The 15,205-nt window shown below is 53.2% G+C and carries 13 protein-coding genes; 4 read left to right on the top strand and 9 right to left on the bottom strand.

The annotated features are described in order from the left end of the window. Nucleotides 1–631 precede the first annotated feature (631 nt). The 4 genes from mnmE to JI741_RS23395 all read right to left on the bottom strand — a co-directional run bounded on the left by mnmE (nucleotide 632) and on the right by JI741_RS23395 (nucleotide 6,167). The gene (mnmE, locus tag JI741_RS23380) at nucleotides 632–1,999 is read right to left on the bottom strand and encodes a tRNA uridine-5-carboxymethylaminomethyl(34) synthesis GTPase MnmE (protein ID WP_202013855.1); all 1,368 of its coding nucleotides are present in this window, start codon (nucleotides 1,997–1,999) and stop codon (nucleotides 632–634) included. A 402-nt stretch (nucleotides 2,000–2,401) separates the two neighbouring features. Next, entirely contained in the window at nucleotides 2,402–4,291 is a 1,890-nt protein-coding gene (locus tag JI741_RS23385) for an Nramp family divalent metal transporter (RefSeq protein WP_202013856.1), read from the bottom strand. Nucleotides 4,292–4,304: 13 nt separating this feature from the next. After that, nucleotides 4,305–4,958, bottom strand: a complete 654-nt coding sequence (locus tag JI741_RS23390; RefSeq protein WP_202013857.1) for a metal-dependent transcriptional regulator — start codon at nucleotides 4,956–4,958, stop codon at nucleotides 4,305–4,307. 93 nt (nucleotides 4,959–5,051) lie between these two features. Beyond that, nucleotides 5,052–6,167, bottom strand: coding sequence for a glycosyltransferase family protein (locus tag JI741_RS23395; protein WP_202013858.1), 1,116 nt, complete (start codon nucleotides 6,165–6,167; stop codon nucleotides 5,052–5,054). A gap of 20 nt (nucleotides 6,168–6,187) precedes the next feature. On the opposite strand from JI741_RS23395, the gene JI741_RS23400 reads away from it, so the two are divergent. Next, nucleotides 6,188–7,000 (top strand): 2,3,4,5-tetrahydropyridine-2,6-dicarboxylate N-succinyltransferase, encoded by an 813-nt coding sequence (locus JI741_RS23400; RefSeq protein ID WP_202013859.1) that lies wholly within the window; start codon nucleotides 6,188–6,190, stop codon nucleotides 6,998–7,000. 95 nt (nucleotides 7,001–7,095) lie between these two features. Then, complete coding sequence (locus JI741_RS23405) at nucleotides 7,096–7,914, top strand: DUF3108 domain-containing protein (RefSeq protein WP_202013860.1); 819 nt, start codon at nucleotides 7,096–7,098, stop codon at nucleotides 7,912–7,914. A gap of 56 nt (nucleotides 7,915–7,970) precedes the next feature. Here JI741_RS23405 and JI741_RS23410 read toward each other — a convergent pair whose 3' ends face one another. Together JI741_RS23410 and JI741_RS23415 are read right to left on the bottom strand one after the other, a co-directional pair. Beyond that, nucleotides 7,971–8,378, bottom strand: a complete 408-nt coding sequence (locus JI741_RS23410) for a response regulator (protein ID WP_202013861.1) — start codon at nucleotides 8,376–8,378, stop codon at nucleotides 7,971–7,973. Further along, nucleotides 8,368–11,502, bottom strand: coding sequence for a PAS domain-containing sensor histidine kinase (locus tag JI741_RS23415; protein WP_202013862.1), 3,135 nt, complete (start codon nucleotides 11,500–11,502; stop codon nucleotides 8,368–8,370). Before JI741_RS23415 ends, JI741_RS23410 begins: the two co-directional genes overlap by 11 nt. Before the next feature lie 128 nt (nucleotides 11,503–11,630). On the opposite strand from JI741_RS23415, the gene mscL reads away from it, so the two are divergent. Further along, the gene (gene mscL / locus JI741_RS23420) at nucleotides 11,631–12,068 is read left to right on the top strand and encodes a large conductance mechanosensitive channel protein MscL (RefSeq protein WP_202013863.1); all 438 of its coding nucleotides are present in this window, start codon (nucleotides 11,631–11,633) and stop codon (nucleotides 12,066–12,068) included. Nucleotides 12,069–12,141: 73 nt separating this feature from the next. On the opposite strand, the gene JI741_RS23425 is transcribed toward mscL, so the two are convergent. The 3 genes from JI741_RS23425 to JI741_RS23435 all read right to left on the bottom strand — a co-directional run bounded on the left by JI741_RS23425 (nucleotide 12,142) and on the right by JI741_RS23435 (nucleotide 14,683). Next, nucleotides 12,142–13,035, bottom strand: coding sequence for a 3-hydroxybutyryl-CoA dehydrogenase (locus JI741_RS23425; protein WP_202013864.1), 894 nt, complete (start codon nucleotides 13,033–13,035; stop codon nucleotides 12,142–12,144). Nucleotides 13,036–13,104: 69 nt separating this feature from the next. Then, a complete protein-coding gene (locus tag JI741_RS23430; protein WP_202013865.1) occupies nucleotides 13,105–13,476 on the bottom strand; it encodes a hypothetical protein in 372 nt (123 codons plus the stop codon). Continuing rightward, on the bottom strand, nucleotides 13,454–14,683 hold the full coding sequence (locus JI741_RS23435) for a sterol desaturase family protein (RefSeq protein ID WP_202013866.1): 1,230 nt from the start codon (nucleotides 14,681–14,683) through the stop codon (nucleotides 13,454–13,456). The genes JI741_RS23430 and JI741_RS23435 overlap by 23 nt, the downstream gene beginning before the upstream one ends. Before the next feature lie 38 nt (nucleotides 14,684–14,721). Here JI741_RS23435 and JI741_RS23440 point away from each other — a divergent pair, with 38 nt between their 5' ends. Continuing rightward, a complete protein-coding gene (locus JI741_RS23440) occupies nucleotides 14,722–15,156 on the top strand; it encodes a hypothetical protein (RefSeq protein WP_202013867.1) in 435 nt (144 codons plus the stop codon). The last annotated feature ends 49 nt before the right edge of the window (nucleotides 15,157–15,205 follow it).

Genomic DNA, 15,205 nt, shown 5'->3' on the forward strand with positions numbered 1-15,205 from the left:
GAAGGGATGTCAAGACCGATTGCCGCAGGCAATCGCTCGCCTTGGTCTTGATATCCATGGAGCGGTCACTTAGCTTTGCTTATAGACTGAAAAGGAAACTTTTGAGTGGCCCAATTTTCGGGGAGCTTACAGGTTTAGCGTTCTTTTACTAACTCTCATGATTTGAGCGGCTTCACCTACTTTAAAATACTTTTGGGATGTTCTTTAAAACCTCGCTGGGAGAGATGCTAATTACCTCTTGGGCGTTATGAACGTTAAGCCTTTCCTGTCTGGCAAGCTGCTTATAGTGTCTACCGTTGCACTTTTTAGAGCAATACCTGGTTACGAGAGTCTTTGCTGTAAAAGGTTTTCCACAGTATTCACAGAAACTTCTGAATTGTAAAGTTTGAACTCATGTCAGTACGTGTCTAGGTGTGTCAGGGAGTGTCCACACGTGTCAGCGTGTGCCATCATTTCGCCCGTCTTAGGTTATTTTTGTTACTCGTTTGTTACTCATCGGAAACGAGTAACAAACTGGTAACACAAAGCACCTAAAAAGCCCGTTTCAGGTCAAAAGAAACTTAATCGTTAATTTTGTAACGTACTGAAAATCAGAATGTTGATTTGATTTTGTTTGATATTGTTCGGAACGTTATTTTCCGATACAAAACTTACTAAAAATATTATCCAACAAATCATCCGTTGTAATCGTCCCCGTGATCTCCCCAAGATAATGCAGCGCCTGTCGAATATCCATCGCCAGGAAGTCTCCGGTAATCCCACCACTCATCCCATCAAGCACTCTCGCAAGGGCGTCATACGTTTGAAGCAAGTTCTGGTAGTGACGAAGATTTGTCACCATCACATCGCCAGTCTTCACTTCCTTCACTTGCACGCGGGCCAGCAGTTTTTCTTTCAACACGCCCACGTTGGTTTTGTCGGAGGCTGAGATAAATGTGAAGTCGTGGTCTTGTAGTTTGGAAAGGAGGGAGGGTTCCGCTTTGTCGAGCTTGTTGCCCACACTGATGAATGGGATGCCGAGGGTGATAAGCTCCTTCCGTTGTGTTTCAATTTCTTCGAGGGTGGTGTTGGCGAGGTCGAACAAATAAATGATGAGCGATGCTTTTTTCATGCGCTCCTTTGTGCGTTCCACACCAATGGCTTCAATCACGTCGCTGGTGTCGCGCAGGCCGGCGGTGTCGATGAAGCGGAAGTTGATGCCGCCTAAAATAATTTCGTCTTCAATGGCGTCGCGGGTGGTGCCGGGAATGTCGGACACGATGGCTTTGTCTTCGTTGAGGAGTGTGTTGAGCAGTGTCGATTTTCCGGCGTTGGGTTTTCCGGCGATCACGGTGGGCACGCCGTTTTTGATCACGTTGCCCTGGTCGAACGAGTCGATGAGGGCGCGCAGCACGGTCTGGATTTTCAGGATCAGTTTGCGCAGGTCGTCGCGTTGGGCGAACTCCACGTCTTCTTCGCCAAAGTCAAGTTCCAGTTCAATGAGGGAGGCAAAGTGAATGAGCTCTTCGCGCAGGTGGTCGATCTCTTTCGAAAAACCGCCCCGCATTTGGTTGAGGGCTGCCTGGCGTGCGTTGTCGGTTTCGGCGTGGATGAGGTCGGCCACGGCTTCGGCCTGGGCCAGGTCGAAGCGTCCATGAAAGAAGGCGCGCTTGGTGAACTCGCCGGGTTCGGCCAGACGTGCGCCGTGTTTCAATAAGGTCTTGATGATCTCTTTCACAATGAAGGGCGAGCCGTGACAGGAAATCTCCACCGCGTTTTCTTTCGTGAACGAATTGGGCGCGCGAAACACGGCCACCAACACTTCGTCAATGGTGCGCCCATCGTCCACCATCGTTCCAAAATGAAGGGTGTGCGATGCCTGGGCCTCCAGGTCCTTGCCCCGGAAACATTGCTGCGTGATGCGAATAGAATCTTCTCCCGACAAACGGATGACCGCGATGGCCGCTATGCCCTGCGCAGTGGCCAGGGCCACGATGGTATCTTCAGTGTGAACAGACATGCGGCAAAGTTAGGTATTAGTTACGGTGCGTATTAAAAGTTTTTGCCAATACCGAGGGATAGTCGCCTGCAAGTTCCGAATCCTGAAAGAGACAGACCCGTTTTTGAACCCTTTGCCTCATGACAATAAGGGGTTCTTTCCTAACAAAGGATAGGATAATCCAGAGATAACCCACATATAACCCAGAGATAACCCACTGATAACCCAGTCTTTTAAAGCTCTGGATTATCTCTGGCGGATATCCGGTTCAGGTGTAGGCATAATGTGCCGCATCCAGGCATACGCACGCTGCAAGCGTGGCGGGAAACCGAATGGCATACCCGTCACCTGTGCGCATAGGCGCAGCGTCGACGTCCGGAATGAGGCCGTATGTTGGAAGAAGAAGGAACTCTGAACGAACGACTAAACTCTGACAATGAGCACGGGCACATTCACCCGGTGACGCACCGTGTCGACCGTGGTGCCAAACACAAGGTCCTTAAAGAACTTGTGGCCGTGGGCACCCATCACCAGCAGGTCGGCCTGGAACTCCAGCACCATTTCGGGGATGCAGCGGCGTGGATTGCCGTAGCCTATTTTGATGTCTACGGTGTAGCCTTGTGCGCGGAGCTGGTCGCGGTAGTTTTCGAGCGAGGCCACGTCGCGGTGCGATTCGTGGTCGGCAATGTGGCTGCCATACACCATGGCGCCGGCGGTTTCCACCACGTGCAGCAGCAGGTAGCGGGCCTGCTTTCCACCCTGGGCCACCGCGCTGCGCACGGTGTGGTTGTCGATGTCGCTGAAGTCGAGGGTCACGGCAATGCGGTTGTAGGTGAGGTCGTGTGTCATGTCCAGCGTAACGGCGTGGCCATGCGGTATGCGGGCATCGCGTTCGGCGGCGCGGCGTTCAATGAGGGGCTTGATGGTGATGTAGATCAAAAGACCGGCGGCACCCACGCAAATGGGGATGGCCGTGAGCCAAATGATCCATGCGTTGTTGCCAGCCACGATCAGCCAATCGGTGATTTCCGAAATAACCAGTTTCACATTCAGGCCTACGATGATGAAGGCGATGATCCAAGCGGCCACTTTCACCCAGGGCTTGATCACAAAGATGCCCATCTTGGTTTTGTCGCTGTTGAAGTGAATGAGCGGAATGATGGCGAAGCCCAGCTGCAGGCTCAGCACCACCTGGCTAAAGATGAGCAAGGCACCCGTTTCCTGTTCGCCATAGATGATGATGACCAGCAGCGCCGGCACAATGGCAATGAGGCGTGTGATGAGCCGGCGCATCCACGGTGCAATGCGCAGGTTCAGATACCCTTCCATCACAATCTGTCCGGCCAGCGTGCCGGTGATGGTGGAGCTTTGTCCTGCAGCTACCAGCGCGATGCCAAACAGGAGGGAAGCCCAATGCGTGCCCAGCATGGGCGACAGAAATTTGTAGGCATCCTGAATCTGCTCCACGTCGTTGAGTCCCGCCTTGAAAAAGGTGGCGGCGGCCAGCACCAGGATGGCCGCGTTCACAAAGAATGCAGCGTTGAGCGCAATGGCCGAGTCGATGAAGTTGTATTTAATGGCCGACCAAATCCCGCTTTCTCCTGGACTATAGCGCCGGGTTTGCACGAGCGACGAGTGCAAGTACAGGTTGTGGGGCATCACGGTGGCCCCGATAATACCAATGGCGATATAGAGCGCCTCGTCGTTGGGCAGCGAGGGCACAAAGCCACGCGCCATTTCGGGCAATGACGGCTTCGCCAGAATCATTTCAATGAGGAAGGCTCCGCCAATGATGGCCACCAGTGCGATGATGAACGTTTCGATGCGGCGCATGCCATAGCTTTGCAGCACCAGCAGCAACAACGTGTCGAGCACGGTGAGGCTCACACCCCAGATGAGGGGCAAACCAAAGAGCAGCTGAAGACCAATGGCCATGCCCAGCACTTCGGCCAGGTCGCAGGCGGCAATGGCAATCTCGGCCAGTATCCACAAACAGAAGTTCACGGGGCGGCTATACGCGCTGCGCGAGGCCTGGGCCAGATCAAGCTGGCGCACAATGCCGAGGCGGGCACTGAGGCTTTGCAGCAACAGGGCCATGAGGTTCGACATGAGCAGCACCCACAGCAGCGAGTAACCAAAACGGCTTCCGCCTGCAATGTCGGTGGCCCAGTTGCCGGGGTCCATATAGCCCACACTCACCAGGTAGGCGGGGCCGATAAAGGCCAGCATCTTGCGCCAGCCCTTGCGTTGGCTGGCATCGATGGAGCCGTGCACTTCACTTAATGACTTTCGTTGTATTGTTTCGGTTTCCATAGTCACATTCTCGCTATACAGCTACTAATATATTTTGTGCCACCGCTTTGCTGATGGTCAGTCGTTTTTCGTCTACTTCAATTTCGAGGCTTTCGTCATACTCCTCTTTGGCCAGCAGGCGAATCTTCTTGCCGGGCGTGGCCCCGATGCGGTTCAGGTATTTCAACAGATTAGAGTCAGAGTCTTTCACCGACACGATCGATCCCGCATAGCCGGGCAGTTGGTCGTGCAGCGGCATGGACGAGGGCATGCTGATTTTTCCGTTTTTGTCGGGAATGGGTTCGCCGTGGGGATCGCTTTTCGGGAAGCCGAGAAATTCGTCGAGCTTCTGGATCAGCAACGGCGACTGGATGTGTTCCAGCTGTTCGGCAATGTCGTGCACCTCGTCCCAGTTGAACAGCAGCTTCTCTACCAGAAACGTTTCCCAAAGCCGGTGCTTCCGGATAATCATCAGCGCCTCGCTCTTGCCCTGGCGGCTGATTTTCACGCCATAGTATTTCTCGTAGGAGATAAAATTTTTGGTCGACAGTTTTTTGATCATGTCAGTGACCGACGCCGCCTTGGTGCTCATGGCTTCGGCAATCTCGTTGGTGAGCACGGCCTTCGAGCCGCTTTCCGACAAGTGGTAGATAGCCTTGAGGTAGTTTTCTTCGGTGAAACTGAGCATGGTATGTGAAGAACAGTTCCGTAAAAATAAAAATTTAGACTAGTCTAAAAAAATATTTAGAATAAATAATACACATGCGGCCAAAACGCCCTTTCAACGCAACAGGGCCGCTATTACAGGCAAAAGCCTGCGCGCTTCGGCAGCCCAGTCGATGTTTTGAGGTGGTGCTGTGTAGAACTTCTGGTGGCGGAGCGCGGCCAGCAACGCGGGTGCATCCAGTGCTTCGCGGCGAAATGTGATGGCCGCGGCATAGGGCGCGCAGCGTTCCACCCACGGCTTGTGATCAATCAACAACATGGGCAACGAATGCCCCATGTACTCATAGAGTTTGGTGGGAATGGCGTTGGCGGTGGAAGGATTGGGAGGATAGGCCACGATGCCCACATCGGCGTGTTCAATGGCCGACACAATTTCAGGGTGGGGCACAAGCTGGTCGCCCCCCGTAAGCGTGATGAAGGGATGTTGGGCTATCGTATCTTTCAATTGTTGGAGCACTGCGGGCATGGCGCAGTAGCCGATAATGTGCAGGCTCACCCGCGCGTCGCACGCATGCAGGGCGCGGGCCAGGTCGATGGCCGTGAACACGCCCGTGGTGTGGGCCAGCGTGCCGCTAAACAAGAGGGTGATGGGGGCGTGGCCAAAAGGCTTGCGGGGCTGGGATGGCATGGCCGGTAAAATCGCTTTGTTCTCCAGCACGGTGACGTGTTTTCCGGGGAAACGGATTTCGTTTTCGTAGCCGGCTTCTGCCAGAAAAAACCACGACACAAACGGCCTGGTCATCCATTCCTTGGCGCGAACCCATGCGGCAATCAGGAGTCGGAGCGGCGCGGGAAAGGCCATGCCATAGCGGATGTTCCGACCATAATTTTCCTGCACGTCATACACCACCTTGCAGCCTGTGAAGAGTTTCACCACCACGGCAGCCCACAGTAACTCGTGCGTGCACACCATGAAAACATCTGGCGAAAGCCGCCATGCCTTTCGCATCACCGCGAACACGCGGCCAAACCTTTGCAGGCTCATGCGACGAAAGGGGGCATGACCATGCATCGTCACCCCCTGCGATATCGGGGTGTTGGCTGCGGTGCCGAGAATGTGCACATCATAGACGGTGGCCAGCGAACATCCCAGCTTTTCGAACATGCGTGTGTCGTTCACGGGTTTCAACACCGACGCGAGGACTATTCTCCTTTTTTTTATTTCTTGCATGTCGATTTAAATCTAACATAATGGAATTGAAAGAACGCATTGAACAAATCTGGAACGACCGCACATTGCTTCAACAGGCTGAGAGCCAGGAGCTCATTCGCTCGGTGGTGCAGAAGCTCGACCTGGGTGAGCTGCGCGTGGCCGAACCCGTGGCGTCGGGCTGGCAAGTGAACGAGTGGGTTAAAAAAGCAGTGATCCTCTATTTTCCCATCCAGCAGATGGAGACCATTGAAGTAGGTCCGTTTGAATTTCACGACAAGATAAAACTGAAACGCAATTATAAAGAACTCGGCGTGCGCGTGGTGCCGCATGCCGTGGCCCGTCACGGCGCCTACATCAGCAAGGGCGTGATTCTCATGCCGTCGTATGTAAACATCGGTGCCTACGTAGACGAGGGCACTATGGTCGACACGTGGGCTACGGTGGGCAGTTGTGCACAGATCGGCAAAAATGTGCACCTCAGCGGTGGCGTTGGCATTGGCGGTGTGCTGGAACCTGTGCAGGCAGCACCGGTCATCATTGAAGACGGCGCGTTTCTGGGATCGCGTTGCATTGTGGTGGAAGGCGTGCGCGTGGGCAAGGAAGCGGTGTTGGGCGCCAACGTGGTGCTGACGGCCAGCTCCAAAATTATCGACGTAACCGGCTCGGAGCCAGTGGAATATAAGAACTATGTGCCCGAGCGTTCCGTGGTCATTCCCGGCACCTATGCCAAGACGTTTCCGGCGGGTGTGTTTCAGGTGCCCTGCGCGCTCATCATTGGCCAGCGCAAAGAGAGCACCGACAAGAAAACGTCGCTCAACGATGCGCTACGCGAAAATAATGTTTCGGTGTAGCAACCGTTTTTGACGGGGTTGGCACACGCTTTGGAATTCATAAATCGTTCATACCACCGAAACGTGGAATTGTGTAAATTTGGAATGATTGAATAATGAAGAGAGGAGCTTTTAGTCTATTTATTATCGCCCTTCTCTCCGGCTTTGTGGCGGAGCAGAACGATAGCTATCCCCCGGTGAAGAATCACAGCTTCACCCGTGGCGAGGTGATCAACTTCAAAATGACCTACGGCATTTTCACCGTGGGCAAAGGAAGCGTTAACATTCATCCCAAATATTTCCGGATCAACAACCGCGACTGTTTCAAGATCGATGTCTACGGCAAAACCGTGGGCATGGTCGATTGGGTCGCGGATGTTGACGACCGGTGGGGCGCCTACATCGACACTGTGGCCATGATTCCCCATCAGTTCTACCGCCGCATCCGCGAAGGTCGCTATAAGAAAGACGAGTGGACCAACTTCGACCAGATCAATCACAAAATTGAAGTGAAGACGCTCGACAACGAAACGGGCAAATACAAACCCTCACAACACTACGACGCACCCGCCCAAGTGCGCGACATGGTGGCCGGATTTCTACTGCTGCGCAACATGGACTTGTCGCGTGTGAAAGTGGCCGACACCATTTCGGTGAAAGGATTTTTTGAAGACCAGTTCTATAACTTCAAGATCCTCTACATGGGCAAAGAGACTATTAAGGTGAAGGCGGGCAAAATACGCGCACTGGTGTTCAAGCCGGTGATGCCCGACAACAAAGTGTTCGACGGCGAGAACTCCATCACGGCCTGGTTCTCTGACGACAAGAACCGCATCCCCATCAAGATCAACGCCAACATGTTCATTGGCAGTGCAGGGGTTGAGCTCACCGACTATGCGGGGCTCAAAAATCCGCTCAACGTCGTGCAGGAGTAAACATCCTCGGGCGACGACCTCAGGTATTCCAAAAAAGTAAAGAAGATTGTTTTCGATCAGGCTGCAGCGCGGCTGAGCAGCTCCACGAATTTTTCGCGGCTCACGGGCTTGATGATATATTCACGCACGTTCTCGTCGCGTTTGGCGCGCGTCACATCGCGCGGGTCTATAGATGAGCTCACCATGTAGATGAAGATGTCTTTCTTGAGGTTGGCTTTCAGGGTGGCGTAGTCTTCCAGAAACATCCAGCCGTCAACATAGGGCATATTGATGTCGAGGAAGATATAGTCTGGCAACGTATCCGATTCTGCGGCGTGTTCTCTTAGAAATTGAAGCGCTTCTTCTCCGTTCTCGAACTGCAGGATCTTGTCCGTGAGGTTCGCGGCTTTCAAGGTGCGCGATGAGGTGAGTTGAAAAACCTTATCGTCGTCTACAAGGGCTATGATGGGTGCGCTAGAGGCCATTAAAATAGTACTTATTAAAGTTAACAAAAAATGTAGTTCCCTGGTTTACCTGGCTTTGAATGCTGATTTCTCCACCCATGGCCTCAATTTGATTTTTTATCATGAATAATCCTATACCCCGGCTCTCCGGATGGCGATGAAATGTTTTGTGCAGCTTGAAAATCTGATGACCATAACGCTCCAGGTTAATGCCCAACCCGTTGTCGCTCACCGTTAAGATGGTGTTGCCGTCCTGAAAATAGGTTTTGAAACGCACCAGCGGTTTTTGATTGGGCTGAATGTATTTGAGTGAGTTGCTCAACAGGTTCAGGAAAATACTTTCCATGTAGATGTTGGGATAGAGAATGACCGGGCTCTCCGAGAAGTCGCTTTCAATCGATGCATCGGTCTCGGCAATCTTGGCGCTGAGCATGCTCTTCACGTGCTGCAACACCGACTCGAACCTGATTTCCTGCCGTTCCAAACTTTTGTTTTGTTTGATCTTCAACACCTCGTTCAGCTCGTGCAACGTGCGCAGCGTGGTGGTGCCCGATTCTTTTAGTAATGTCAGATACTCTTCGCGCTCGGAAGGTTTGTCGGAGCTTTCGAAGAAACTGAGCAGCGTCAGGATGTTGCCCACCGGCGAGCGCAGGTTGTGCGACACAATCTGGGTGAACTCTTCCAACTGTTCGTTCTTTCGCTTCAGATCTTCGGTGATGGCCACGAGCCGCGCATTTTGTTCCAGAATTTTTTCGGCGGCCAGCTTCCGGTCGGTGATGTCGCGAAACTCAGTTACGCGGATGGACCTGCCCTGATAGGGGATGTTTTTGGCCTGGATCTCCAGCGAAAAGCGTGAGCCGTCTTTGTGAATGCCTTCCACATCGTAGGGCCTTTCGAAACCCGACATGATCTTTGCCACGGTTTCTTCGCGCCACTCGGGGGCTACCAGCAGCAGGCCGTTGAAGCCGATGAGTTCCTCGCGCGTATAGCCCGTGAGGTCGCAAAGCCCTTGGTTGCAGTCGATGATGATGCCCTTGTCGTGCAGGCCTATGCCGCCAAACGAGGCCTGTTGCAGCGTGCGAAAACGTTGCTCGCTTTCTTTCAGCTCTTCTTCCACACGTTTGCGTTCGGTGATGTCGGTGAAGGTGCACACCACTTCTTTCAGTTCGCCATGTTCCAGGATCGGCTCGGCGTTCACGTACAACCACATGCGTTGTTGCTTTGTGGGATGATAAACGCCCATCACCACACCCCGAACCGGCTTGCGTGTTTTGATGGCCGTGGGAACGGGATGTGTTTCGCCGGGGAAGTCCGTGCCGTTTTCGTGGATCACATTCCACTCCGGATCAAACGAGGTCTTGCCCAGCAACTGATCTTCGGAAATGCCCAGCATCTCGAACGAGGCCCGGTTGCCCACAATGATTTCGGCATTGGGCCCTTGCAGCAGCACGCCCACGTTGAGGTTTCGGATCAGGTTTCTGAAACGCTGTTCGCTGGTGCGTAATGCTTCTTCGGCCTGCTTGCGCGCGGTGATGTCCCACGCAATGGCAATGAGCACTTCCTTGCCGAAGTATGATCCTTTGGTGATGCGCACTTCCTTCAGAAACGCTTCGCCCGATTTCTTGCGCCCCCACCAGTCAAACGCTTGTGGGATGCCCAGGTTGGCGTTGCGAAAAATCGTTTCCAGTTCGCTCATGTCGTTTTTACCTTCGGCACCCAGAAAGGCCGGTGTCTTGCCGACGAACTCTTCTTTCTCATAGCCATACATGCGGCAGGCCCCTTCGTTCACATCAATAAAGAATCCGTCGAGGGTGAGAATATAGATTACCTGCCCGGTCAGGTTAAACAGTTCGCGATAGCTCTTCTCGCTTTCCTTCACCAGGGTTTCGTTGGCTTTCTTCGCGGTGATGTCTTGCGCGATGCCAATGATCTGTTTCACGTTTCCGTTTTTGTCTTGCTGAAACACGGTGTCGCGCCCCATGAACCAGTGCCATTGACCATCCTTGGCCTGCACGCGATATTCGGTTTCTTTCACTTCGCCCAGGGCCTCGGTTGTCCACCGCGGCATCAGGGGCAGGTCATCGGGATGCACCATCCGGGCCAACGCGTTGCCGTCCATGTTGTTCACGTCGTCGGGCGTGTAGCCCAGGAGCGAGAACAGGTTCCGGTTCACATACACATTCCGTTGCGTAGAAAAGTCGTAGACATACAGCACACCGGGCATGGCGTTTTCAAGACTTTCCTTGAAGCGATTGCTTTGCAGCAGTCGTTCTTCGGTTTTCACCTTGTCGCTAACGTCCTCCATGGCACCCAGCATGCGTTGTACTTTGCCGGAGGCATCGGTGATAAAAAAACCACGGTCGTGCACAAACACATAGTCGCCTTTCCTGGTTTTGAAGCGATACTCCAGGTCGAAAGGTTTGAGAGCCGACTCGGCTTTGGCCAGCGCACCCAGGGCACTTGGCCGGTCTTTGGGATGGATAAGGCTGGACCAGCGCCCGATGTCTTTCACTTCCTGGCCCGAATAACCCAGCACTGCCTTGATGTTATGACTCCACACAATGGTGTCGGTAAGGGTGTTGTAGTCGTAGATGACCTGGCCTGTGGATGCGGCCACTAGTTCATAGCGAACCTTCCAGTCTTCCTTCTCCAGCTCAACTTCTTTCTTGGTGGTGATTTCCTGAACTGTGCCGGTCAGCTTCACGGCTTTGCCTTTTTTGTCGAGGATCACATCGCCCATGGCTTCGACCCAGCGCACTTCTTTTTTCCGGAGAATGCGATGTTGGATGAAGTATGATTTTTTCTGGGCCAGTGTCTCGTCAAGCGTGGCCGTTAGGCGCGCGCGGTCGTCGGGGTGAACGTATTTGACGTAGGTTTCGAAACTGCCGTCGAACGCTTCGGGTGGTAGTGCAAAGATTTCGTGAACGTCGTCAGACCAATGGATGACGTCTGTTTTCAGATCCCATTCCCACAGCCCCATGCGGGCCGCGTTGAGGGCGAAGCTTAGCAGTTTCTGGCTTTCGCGCAACGCCTTGTCGGCTTCCTTTTTCCCCTTAAGGGCCGGGGCTTTCTTTTTTGCCGATGATGTTTTCGGTTTGGCCAACGCCTTCCCGGGTTTCTGTTGTGCGCCCTTTTTCTTGGCCATAGACGTTGCTTCGCAAGTCCAAAAGATACCAATTATTGGCGGCTCCTGAAAGCACGTAACGAAACCGTCATTTTGTTGTTAGAGATCTAAAACCTAAATTTCACAGCCAACCTAACCCTCGAAAACGCATGTTGAAACAATTCAAAGAATTTGCCCTTCGCGGAAATGTGATGGACCTCGCCGTTGGGGTAATCATTGGTGCCGCCTTTGGCACGATCGTAAACTCCGTGGTGAACGACCTCATTATGCCGCTGGTAGGCATCGCCTTCAAAGCCGATTTCTCCAACCTCTACATTCCGCTTTCCGAAAAAGTTATCAACGCCCTGTCTGCCGATCCCAACCTGCCGCTGGCCAAAGCCAAAGAACTGGGGCCTGTGTTTGCATGGGGCAACTTCCTCACGGTGGTGATCAACTTCGTCATCCTGGCCTTCATCATCTTCCTTATCGTGAAAGGCATGAATGCCATGAAGAAGAAAGACGCCGAAAAACCTGCCGCACCGGCACCGCCATCGCCCGATGTGTTGTTGCTTACGGAGATACGCGATCTGTTGAAAGCAAAAGCATAATCTGAAAACATACCAAATGAAAAAGCCGCCCCGACATGTCGGGGCGGCTTTTCTGTGTTGTTACGAACTCGCGTCAGCGCTTCTTAAATTGATCGGCCACTACCAGCGTTTTGCTGCCGGCCGCATAGGCATAGAACCCATTGCCCGACTTCACGCCGCGATGCCCCGCCTGCACCATGTTCACCAGCAATGGGCACGGCGCATATTTCGGATTGCCAAAGCCCTGAAAGAGCACATTCAAAATGGCCAGGCACACATCCAGCCCAATAAAGTCGGCCAGCTGCAACGGCCCCATAGGGTGGGCCATGCCCAGCTTCATCACGGTGTCGATCTCCTCCACGCCAGCCACGCCTTCATACAATGTGTAGACGGCTTCGTTGATCATGGGCATGAGAATTCGGTTGGCCACAAAGCCGGGATAGTCGTTCACTTCCACCGGAACCTTTCCCAAGGCGCGCGACAGTTCCATCACGGCATTTGTCACCACGTCGGTGGTGTTGTAGCCGCGAATCACTTCCACCAGTTTCATCAGTGGCACGGGGTTCATGAAGTGCATACCGATGACCTGGCCGGGGCGCTTCGTGACCGATGCAATGCGGGTGATGGAGATGGACGATGTGTTGGAAGCAAGAATGGCGTCGGGGGCAGCGTGGGCATCCAGCTCGCGAAAGATGTTGAGCTTCAGCTCCACATTTTCGGTGGCGGCCTCCACCACCAGTGTGGCGCCGGCAACGCCGTCTTTGATGGCCGTGTGTGTGGTGATGTTGGCGAGGGCCTTGGCTTTTACCTCGGCCGTAATAGTTTCTTTTTCAACCTGGCGTGTCAGGTTCTTATCGATAGTGAACAGGGCTTTCTTCAACGCGTCTTCCGATACGTCGATCAGCGACACCGTGTAACCGTGTTGGGCAAAGACGTGTGCAATTCCGTTTCCCATGGTTCCGGAACCAATAACAGCGATGTTCTTCATGCAGAATGGGGTTTGCGTTTGGGTTTTACTTGCCCGGCAATATCTGCAATTGATCGAGAACGAAAAAGGTTAATTCTCCACGGCCACTTCTTTGGCCAATCCCATGGCGTTGAAACGGATGGCCAGCCGTTTGGCACCCACGGTGTCTTGTTGACACGCCGGGGCAGGTTGCACAAAATAGTAGAAGAACTTCTGGTTGCGCTTATAGAGTTCGTTCTGGTCGGGCTTGCCCAGCACGGCCACAATGTCGTCTTCGCTGAGGGCCAGCAGTTTGTCCTTCTGCCTTTCAATCTGAGTCACCATGGCCCAACGTTTTCCGGCGCACGCATTCTTGTCTTTCTTCCACAGGGCCTGATCGATTCCCTCCAGCGACGGCAGCGGCTTCGTGCACCCCCACATCATCAACATCATCACGACACTACACGAGAGACACTTGCGCATATTTTTTTTGAATACCATAAAACCAGGTTACAGAGATGAAACAGTAGGCACCCCCCACAACATAAAGCCAGGGCGACCAACCGTTTAAGAAACAAAGACTTGCCAACAGGGCAGGGTAGGCCACAATGCGAAACCACTCGGCATACTTTGCCCACGCGCGGTTCTCGAACAGCACACCGGCGTTCACCACCACCAGGCTCACCAGCGCGGCAATGAAAGCCTGCTGACCCAGCGAAAACTTGCCGGCATTGAACAGGAACAGCGCCGTGCCCGCCAGGCAAAGCACATATTGAAACACAACATAGTAGTTGAGCAGGGCAGGAGCAGGCGTATCATACTTGCGATAGGTGGCGCGATCTACCTCGGGCACAGCCCGTTGGCCTCCCAATGATTCCGGAAGCCAGCCCGGTTTTTTGAACAGATAACGCACCTTGTCCCACGCCGTGGGGATACGCTTCAGGTCGTGGGCCATCTCCACATAGTGGCTCACGTTGGCAAACACCGGGTTCCAGCTGTTGATGGGCTTGGTGATGCCATAGATGGGTTTTTCTTCTTCGGCTTGAAAGGTGCCAAACATGCGGTCCCAGATAATGAGCGACCCCGCGTGGTTCTTGTCGATATACTTCGGATTGCGTCCGTGGTGAACGCGATGGTGCGACGGCGTGTTGAACACATACTCAAACCAACCCATTTTGCCGATGGTTTCGGTGTGTATCCAGAACTGGTAAAGGGTGTTCAGCGCCGAGATGAGGGCAAAATGCACCGTGTCAAACCCTAGCAGCGCAATGGGCAGGCTGAACGCAAAGGTCCACACCACCTGCAGCGAGCTCTGGCGCAGGGCCACCGACAGGTTGTATTCCTCGCTTTGATGATGCACCACGTGGCCTCCCCAGAACAGGTTTATCTCGTGGCTCATGCGGTGCGCCCAATAATAGGCCAGGTCCACTAACAGGAAGAGCACCAGCCAGTAGAGCCAGTTGGGTGTGAGCGTGAAGAAGGCAAAATGTTCGAACAAAACCTGGTAGATGCCGATGGCAAAGATCTTCAGAAACAGCCCCGAAAGCTGCGAGGTGATGCCACAACTGAGGTTGGCAATGGCGTCGGGAAGGCGATAGAGGTCCTTGTGTGTGAATCGCTCCACCACCAATTCGATCCCGATGAGGATGAAAAAAATTGGGATTGATAGAACGATGGGGTTTAAGTTCAAGGGTATTTATCGTTTAATTTGCACCCAAATTTACAAACATGGCATTAAAGATATTCAAGGCATTCTGGTTTCTTTCGGTGGTGGTAGTGGTGATAGACGTCTTGTATACCTACGCCGGATTGCCTGAGCATGTGGTGGTTAAGGAAGAAGCAACGGGTCAGATCACCATCGGTCGCGACGCTTTCTTCTATACAGCCGTCGCATTCATCATCCTGGTCAACGCCCTGGTCTATCTCATTGCCAAGATCCAAAAGCACCGTCCCGATTTCCGCACCTGGTTTTATGGGTTCATGATGGCTGTGAACGTGTTTTTTGTCATCGCCCTGAGCTTTATCGCGCTCTACAACAGCAGTGAGAAATTCGACTACAGCCGCATCGATTTCGCGATCTACGGCAGTGTGGCGCTCATTGCGGTTTGGGCCATCAGCTGGCCGGTGTATAGCATTTACCGGAAATTTTCGGTTAAATCATAAGTTTTGTTTGTGGGCTTAAGTGGTCTATCCTTCAATGTTTTGAAAGGAT

This window comes from Chryseolinea lacunae (genome assembly GCF_016735595.1).
Taxonomy (GTDB): domain Bacteria; phylum Bacteroidota; class Bacteroidia; order Cytophagales; family Cyclobacteriaceae; genus Chryseolinea; species Chryseolinea lacunae.